The 5221-nt window shown below is 65.9% G+C and carries 5 protein-coding genes; 2 read left to right on the top strand and 3 right to left on the bottom strand.

Annotated elements, in window-relative coordinates; all coding sequences use genetic code 11:
- Positions 1 to 672 (top strand): hypothetical protein (locus FVW27_RS07305; protein ID WP_424991857.1); only part of this gene is annotated, 672 nt, incomplete at its 5' end.
- Between the two features lie 122 nt (positions 673 to 794).
- A complete protein-coding gene (locus FVW27_RS07310; protein ID WP_167123969.1) occupies positions 795 to 1385 on the top strand; it encodes a hypothetical protein in 591 nt (196 codons plus the stop codon).
- Between the two features lie 300 nt (positions 1386 to 1685).
- Here the strand turns inward: FVW27_RS07310 and FVW27_RS07315 are convergent, their stop codons facing one another.
- The 3 genes from FVW27_RS07315 to FVW27_RS07325 form a co-directional block, all read right to left on the bottom strand.
- Positions 1686 to 2087: a Ros/MucR family transcriptional regulator gene (locus FVW27_RS07315; RefSeq protein ID WP_167123971.1), complete on the bottom strand. Its 402-nt coding sequence runs from the start codon at positions 2085 to 2087 to the stop codon at positions 1686 to 1688.
- A 562-nt stretch (positions 2088 to 2649) separates the two neighbouring features.
- Entirely contained in the window at positions 2650 to 3831 is a 1182-nt protein-coding gene (locus FVW27_RS07320; RefSeq protein WP_167123973.1) for a phosphoglycerate kinase, read from the bottom strand.
- A gap of 370 nt (positions 3832 to 4201) precedes the next feature.
- Positions 4202 to 5221: transketolase-like TK C-terminal-containing protein (locus tag FVW27_RS07325; RefSeq protein ID WP_279586613.1), on the bottom strand; the 1020-nt coding region annotated here is incomplete at its 5' end.

Raw genomic sequence — 5221 nt, forward strand, 5'->3', positions numbered from 1 at the left:
GCCGTACCGGGCGCACCAAACACTGCGGCCCAGCCCCAGCCGGGCCAACCGGCAGCAAAGGGTGGCCGCAAGGGCCCCGGCGTCTTCGCCCGCCTGGCGGAGCTGTATGCCGACATGGAACGCGCCTACGCGCAAACCGCCCACGCCGCCGGGCTGACCTGCGCGGGCTGCGAGGACAACTGCTGCCGCACCCATTTCCAGCACCACACCCATGTGGAGTGGGCCTACCTGTGGAAGGGCATGCTGGCTCTGCCGGAGGCACGCCGCGCCGAATACCTGCGCCGCGCACATGACGTGGTGGCCCAGTGCGAAGCCGCACGGGCTGCGGGGGTGGTGCCGCGCGTGATGTGCCCCGTCAACGATGACGGCCTGTGCGGCCTGTACGCCCATCGGCTGATGATCTGCCGCATGCACGGCACCCGCAACATACTGTTGCGGCCCGACGGGCAGCGCCAGGTATTTCGCGGCTGCCACCGCTTCTGCGGCCTGACCGACGGGCAGCCCGACGAGGCGGTGCCCACCCTGGACCGCACCCCCTTCTATCGTCGCCTGGCGGAACTGGAAATGGAACACTGTGCCAAAGGCGCAGGCAAGGGAGGCGCCCCACGCGTTGCCCCGCGCGTTTCCTTGACGCTGGCGGAAATGCTGGTCTATGGTCCGCCCAAGCCGTAAGGCCCGTTGAACGCGCCATTTCACGCAGATACCCCACCTCCGCGCGTCTGGGTCCAGCCCGCTTGCCGCAGCACTTGCCCCTAGCGGCGCAACCGCACGTTTCGCAACCCGCCGGAGATGCCATGCCCGTGCTTTCCCGTTCGCTCTTCCCCTCCCGTTGCGATTCCGGCCATCCCGCCCAGCCTGCCGGATTCCGGATACTGACCGCACTGGCCGTGCTGCTGATGTGCACAGCCCTGCTTGCGGGCTGCGGCAAAAAGACCGTGGGGCACCTTGCCCGCGCCCAGTTGCAGCCAGACACCCCGCAGACCGTCTCCATGCAGTATCTGCGCTTCACCTATCGCGTGGTGCCGTTGCGAGAATCGGTGGGCGTGCGCGGCCAGGCCAGCCTTGTGCCCGGCGCCCTGCCCGCCTGGGCCACATGGTACGAGCAGCTCACGGTGATGGTCTATCTCAGCGATGCTTCAGGCCGGGTGCTGGACGCTGCGGAATACGACTACCTGCCCCGCGCCGTGGGCGACGAAGGCTCCCTGCCCTTCGAGACGCGCTTCTACCTGGACCCCGACGACAAGGCGCCGCTGTACGTCAGCTTCGGCTACCGCATGGTGGCCACGGAACACGCCCCAACCCCCGACGGCCCCAACGGTTCCAGCGGAGAACTGGGAGACGTCGGCCGCTCGCTCATCGTGGGTGAAGGCGCGCTGGACAACTGACCGCCCCACATCACTCCTGCAGAGACTCCGAACCGCCCGCGAGGGCGGTTCTTCGTTACCTGCGTGCACGCGCAGCATGCAGCAGGAAAACCAATCGGACACACTGCGGGCCAACGGCCCGCATGCGGGACACGTCAGGCGGGACACGTCAGGCGGGGCACCCCGGGCGCCGCATTGCGAACAACGGCAAAGGCCGCCCTGCACACGCAGAGCGGCCTTTTTCCGTCGCGAATTCTCGGCGGTGCCGCCGCAACAAGCGGCCCTCCCGAGGCTGTCCGGCACGCGGCCGGCGCCCCCCGCCTAGGAAGCAGCGTGCTTGCGCCGCTTTTCCCAAAGCTTCATATCCTTCATCTTCTTGCGGCGTTCACGCTGCAACGCCTTGCACACCAGCGGGGTGTTCTTCTTGAGGCCCCACTTCTCGCGGTAGGCGGCGGCGTCAAGGCCGTGCGAGGCAAGGTGCTTGCGGGTGAGAATCTTGAACGATTTGCCGCACTCGAGGCAGGTGATGGACTTTTCCTTCACGGCCTTGCGCGGGTCGCCGCAGGCTTCGCACGCTTCTTCCGGCTCGGCCTCGCCAAGGCTGATGGCACGAATGCCATTGGCAAGCTTCTGCACCATGGAGGTGATCTCGTCCTCCGTCATGGTCCGGACACTGGCCTGCGCCTTCACGATTTCCAAAGCTTCCTTCAAAAAGTCATCCATGTGGACCTCCGCGGGAATTGAACGACGGGGCCGAAACGACGACGCCGAAACATCGACACCAGTCACGGCACTTCGCCGCTCTTACATCCGCAACTACAGCAAGTCAACAACAGCGTAGCGGAAAACCGAAAACAGGAACGCAAAATGAACGCAGCATCACGCACCCTTGCTGCACGCTGCGAAGAAATCCTGCGTCAATGGCCGCTTCCCCCCGGTCCTGACCCTGACGACATGCGCACCGCACGCACGTTGCGAAACACGTTGCGACAACGTATCGGCCATGCCCGTGACGCCGATGCAATGCAACGGCCAGGGGGCTTTCTCCCCCGCCCCCAACCCGTCCCTGATCCGTGCATCTTCGCATCCGAAAGGTACGGAGCGTAGGTTGAACGTCCATGCCGCATCCCCATGCATTGGTGCGGCGTGAAACGTCAACGGCGCGCCCCCATTATCGATGGACCAAGCCACCATGATAACGGAAGCGCGCCGCGTGAAACACATGCCGCAAGCCGGTGCACTCACGGGATTGCCCGCATGCACCAGCGCTGTTCCCTACCGCCTGCTAACCTTTGGCGGAGCGTTCCTGCAACACGGCCACGGCAGGCAGGGTCTTGCCTTCCAGAAACTCCAGAAAGGCCCCGCCACCAGTGGACATGTAGGAGATGCGGTCCACAACGCCGTACTTTTCGATGGCGGCCACGGTGTCGCCGCCGCCCGCCAGCGAGAAGGCCGGGCTGTCGGCCACGGCCATGCACAGGGCCTTGGTGCCCTGGCCGAACTGCTCCACCTCGAAGGCACCCACAGGGCCGTTCCAGACGATGGTGCCCGCCTGCATCAGGATGTCGCGGTACAGCTTTGCCGTTTCGGGGCCGATATCCAGGATCATCTCGTCCGGCTTCACGTCCGACACCTTGCGCACCGTGGCCGGTGCGGAATCCGCGAATTCCGGCCCCACCACCACGTCCACCGGCACGGGAATCTCGCCCCCGGCAGCCCTGGCGGCGGCCATCAGGCGGGCGGCTTCATTCACCAGATCCGGCTCGTACAGCGAACGGCCCACCTCATACCCGGCGGCCTTGATGAAATTGTTGGCAATGCCGCCGCCCACGATGAGCCGATCCACCTTCTTGGACAGCGTATCCAGCAGGGTCAGCTTGGTGGACACCTTGGAGCCGCCGATGATGCCCACCATGGGCTTGGCCGGGGCGTCCAGGGCACGGGACAGGGCGTCCAGTTCCGCCGCCAGCAGGGGGCCGGCGCAGGCCACCTTGGCGAAGCGCACGGAGGCATGGGTGGAGGCCTGAGCGCGATGCGCCGCACCGAAGGCATCCATGACGAAGATGTCGCACAGGGCGGCCAGCTTGCGCCCCAGGGCTTCGTCGTCCTTCTTTTCACCTTTCAGGAAGCGCACGTTCTCGCACAGCACGCACTGGCCTTCCGCCACCTCGATACCGTCGATGTAGTCGCGCACCAGGGGCACCTGAAAGCCCAGGGCCTTGGAAAGATGTTCGGCCACCGGGGCCAGCGAGAAGGCGGGGTCGAATTCCCCTTCCGCGGGGCGGCCCAGGTGCGACACCAGCAGCACGCGGGCACCCGCCTTGAGGGCCATTTCGATGGACGGCAGCGCGGCGCGGATGCGCTTGTCGCTGGTCACCTTGCCGTCCTTCAGGGGTACGTTGAGGTCTTCGCGCAAAAGGACGCGCTTACCCTTCAGATCAAGGTCGGTCATCTTCAGTACGGCCATGGATATACCTCTGCTGCTCGATTGGCTTGATTTGGTTGGCAAAAGAAAAGGCGCGAACGTGGTTTTGTCATCCTACCACGTTCGCGCCCGGTGTCCAGACTGGGGGGCGGGGCCGTACTGCGCTTGTCCTGCGCGTCCACGGTACGCCATCGTCCCACTTCGCAATACTGCCACAAGAGGGATTTTTGTCTGTGCCAAGGAAGAACGCCTTTTTATGGAGGGAGCGTACTCTTCTCGTACGTGACCGGAATAAAAAGGCGTTCTGACCGCTCTGCGCTCGATGCCCGTAGGACTCGCACGCTCGCCCAACGGGCACGCTTCGCGCCCTTCGGGTCGGTCAGGCAGAGGCAAAAAGCCCCTTGTGGAGTCCTTAGATCAGAGATTCCACCGCTTCGACGACCTTCTCGGTGGTAATGCCGAAGTACTCGAACAGCACCTTGCCGGGTGCGGATTCGCCAAAGCCGGTCATGCCCACGGCCTTGCCGTCCAGGCCCAGATACTTCCACCAGCCATCCACGGCGGCAGCTTCCACGGCCACGCGCGCACGCACGGCGGACGGCAGCACCGATTCACGGTACGCGGCGTCCTGACGGTCGAACTGGGTGGACGACGGCATGGACACCACGCGCACCTTGCGGCCCTTGGCGGTCAGCGCCTCGGCGGCGGCAAGGGCCAGCTGCACTTCCGAACCGGTGGCCATGACGATGGCTTCCGGCGTGCCCGCGCAGTCACGCAGCACGTAGCCGCCGCGCATGATGTTGGCGCGCTGCTCGGCGGTGCGTTCCACAAAGGGCACGTCCTGCCGGGTCAGCGAGATGCAGGTGGGGCCGGTGGCGCATTCGGCGGCGGCCTTCCACGCGGACAGGGTTTCCACGGTGTCGCAGGGGCGCCACACCTGCACGTTGGGGGTCAGGCGCAGACCGGCCAGTTGTTCCACCGGCTGGTGGGTGGGGCCGTCTTCGCCCACGCCGATGGAATCGTGCGTGAGCACCCAGACCACCCGTGCGCCCATGAGGGCAGACAGGCGGATGGCGTTCTTGGCGTAGTCCGAGAAGATCAGGAAGGTGCCCGCGTAGGGCAGGAACCCGCCGTGCAGGGCCATGCCGTTCATGATGGCGCCCATGGCGAATTCGCGCACGCCGTAGGAGATGTAGTTGCCGGACCAGTCACCGGGGGTGACCAGCTTGGACGTCTTGTGCCAGGTGCCCACGGAACCGGTAAGGTCCGCCGAGCCGCCCATCATTTCCGGCAGCAGCGGGGCCACGGCGTTCAGGGCGTTGCGCGAGGCGATGCGGGTGGCCAAAGTTTCCCCGGCACCATCGGTGGCGGCAAGCGCTGCGGCCACGCCCGCCTGCCAGTCGGCGGGCAGGTCGCCCGCCATGCGGCGCTC

The organism is Nitratidesulfovibrio liaohensis, from assembly GCF_011682075.1.
GTDB lineage: Bacteria > Desulfobacterota > Desulfovibrionia > Desulfovibrionales > Desulfovibrionaceae > Cupidesulfovibrio > Cupidesulfovibrio liaohensis.